The sequence below is a fragment of the Flavobacterium sp. genome (genome assembly GCF_049318185.1).
Lineage (GTDB): Bacteria > Bacteroidota > Bacteroidia > Flavobacteriales > Flavobacteriaceae > Flavobacterium.
This window is the reverse complement of the sequence record NZ_JBMOGV010000193.1, coordinates 1-2,835: the sequence shown is the minus strand read 5'-3', so window position 1 is coordinate 2,835 and position 2,835 is coordinate 1. Positions and strand designations below refer to the sequence as shown.

Here is a 2,835-nt window from a genome sequence, read left to right as displayed (position 1 = left end):
CATTCAAAATATAGACAGAAAATTGTCTTTGTCGGACATTGCCGCTGGAAAAGGAATGAACATGGACACACTTTTGAAAGAAATGGAACAAATTGTTTATTCTGGTACAAAGTTGAACATTAAATACTGGATTGACGAAATGCTAGACGACGAACAACAAGAAGAAATTCACGATTATTTTATGGAATCAGAATCTGATGATATTGAAACCGCACTCAAAGAATTTGATGGTGAATATGATATTGAAGAATTGCGATTGATGAGGATTAAATTCATTAGCGAAATAGCAAATTAGGATAAAAGGCTTTCAGAAATGAAGGCCTTTATATTTAGAATACCTAGATGTACGTTTTTGTTTTGTCAAAGCAAATAAATCATATTTTAGACCAAGGTTATGAAATTCTAATTAACTGATTAGCTCTGCCAAGAACTTGATTTCATTTCTTATGATTTAGCTAGATACTAGAATCCATTACTTGTTTAAAATTTATTCAAGCTAAAATACTTAAGCTAGCTTATTTCTTTTTTAAAGGACTTTTAATTTCACCAGGAATTAATAAATGTCTTGAGAAAGTAAAACAAAATCATATTTATTTAATACATCATCAGTTGCACTTTTGAGCTATTCTTCCACCCGGGTAGATTTTTTAAGCCACGAAATATATTTTTTAATTCACTTGGTTTTCATAATCTATTGAATATACTACTTGTGCATTAAACAAACAATTATTATATACAATGCTTCGTTATAAAATAGTTTAAATTATTGATTTTCAATAAAATAAGTGTTAAATAATTTGGCAAAACCCGTGAAATTTCGTAGTTTGTAAGATTATTCCGTAATTCTACAAAAGTGAATCCACAGGCAAGCCAAAATATTAAATTATTGATTATTAGAACATTGAGATCTAAAAAGTTCTACTTAGTTAACAAAAGTACAAAAAATTTTGTGCATCATGTGTTGATTTTGTTTTTAAGTATAAAAGGAAGATTGAACTTTTTGCAAATGGAAAGATATGGTAATCTTTGTGAACAATCTTATCGAAATAATTTTAAAAAAGATTTCGATTTTTTTGAATTCAACAAAACTTTGGTTGCATCTATTAGTACTAATTTAATCATAGGATTTGACCCTTCGTATCTTTCAAAATCAGGCAAAAGTACTTATGGTGTTGGATATTTTTGGTCTGGTGTTGCCAGCAAAGTAAAATGGGGGAATGAAATGTCAGGATTTGCAATGATTGATCCGGTTTTAAATACCGCTTTCCATCTCAATTCTATTCAAACTCCTGGTTCTGATGTTTTAAAGCAATCAGAAATGACATTGTTAGAATATTACGGTTCACTGATTATCGATAATGCTATTGAACTCAAAAAAATTTCGCACTACATCATTGCAGATGCTTATTTTTCTAAAATATCTTTTGCTCAAGCTGTTGGTAAGTCAAAAATGTTTTTTATAAGCAGATTAAGAGACGACAGTAATTTAAGATATTTATACCATGGTTCGGTAACTGGTAAGAAAGGTGCTCCAAAGAAATACGATGGGAAAATAAATTTTAAAAACATGGATATGAATCATTTTACTGTTGACTATCAAGACAAAGAAATGAAAGTTTATGGTGCCATTGTTTACTCAGTCGCCTTTAAACGCAAAATTAAAATTGCATTTGTAGAATACATCAAAGACAATGAAATCAAAACAACAAAAATATACTTTTCTACAAATTTGAAACAAGAAACAAGCCAAATAGTCGCTTATTATAGAGCACGATTTCAAATGGAATTTGTTTTCAGGGATGCCAAACAATTTACGGGAGTCAATACGTGCGAAGCACGAAGCAAAGAAAAAATTAACTTCCACACAAACATTGCATTAACGGCTGTAAATTTAGCGAAAGTTGACTGGTTCTCGAACAAACAAAACTTCAAAAAACCGTTCTCAATTGCAGACTATAAAACACAATTTAACAACGAGTTACTGATAAACAGATTTATTGTAATGTTCGGCATTAACCCGAACTTGACTAAAAATAAGAATATCATCAATAAATTGATGGATTTTGGTAAAATTGCTGCTTAAAAAATTAACGAAGTATTGAAATTGAATACTTTTATTTTATAAAATCTATAAAGAATAGTAACCCCATTACAATAGTTATTAATAATTTTCATTCAATAAATGTTAATAAAAATCGAATTTAATTAAAGCTATAATTGTCAATTCGTTATATTTGTGTGTATTAACCTCTAAATATATTTAAAATGAAAAAGAAAGAAGTAGTTAGATTGTATAATTTTTCTGATGCTAAATTGGTTTTAATTGGCAACGAAAAAATTGCGTTTATGCGCAGAGACAAAACTGAGTTCGATAAATTCAATATAAAAACGCCTGACGTAAATTTACTTGAAACACAAATTACCGCATTTGAAAACACAGAAACTGATGTAGAAGCTGTGGCAGATCAAACGGATGCAACAGCGGTAAAAACGAAACTAGCAGACAATTTGCGTGAAGCAATTAGAAATGTGATGGCTAGAGCAGCACTGAAGTTTGGCGAAAAGAGCGCTAAATATAGAAAGTTTGGTACTGATGCTTTAGCGAGACAAACTGATTCAGATTTGTTTATCACTGCCAAAAGAGTAGTTCGTGTGGCAAATATTTTCTTTGCTGATTTGGCTACAAAAGGGTTAACAGCAGGAATGTTAACAGAAATTACTACGTTAGGCGATGAATTTATAGATTTAGTTGTTGACGTGAGAGTGGAAGTTAGCGCAAGAGACATTAAACAAGAAGATAGAGTAGAGGCAGGCAATGCCATATATGCTGTTTTG

General features: G+C 30.3%; 3 protein-coding genes. All 3 read left to right on the top strand.

What is annotated here, in order from left to right; translation table 11 throughout:
* The coding region (locus ACOYLT_RS11395) for a helix-turn-helix domain-containing protein (protein WP_422853964.1) at positions 1-295 on the top strand (295 nt) is incomplete at its 5' end.
* Positions 296-1,006: 711 nt separating this feature from the next.
* The gene (locus ACOYLT_RS11390; RefSeq protein ID WP_422853963.1) at positions 1,007-2,083 is read left to right on the top strand and encodes a transposase; all 1,077 of its coding nucleotides are present in this window, start codon (positions 1,007-1,009) and stop codon (positions 2,081-2,083) included.
* A gap of 182 nt (positions 2,084-2,265) precedes the next feature.
* Positions 2,266-2,835: hypothetical protein (locus ACOYLT_RS11385; RefSeq protein ID WP_422853962.1), on the top strand; the 570-nt coding region annotated here is incomplete at its 3' end.

What these genes read in the sequence shown, in the direction of transcription:
- ACOYLT_RS11390 (WP_422853963.1), top strand. Translation starts at nt 1,007, where the DNA reads ATGGAAAGATATGGTAATCTTTGTGAACAATCTTATCGAAATAATTTT.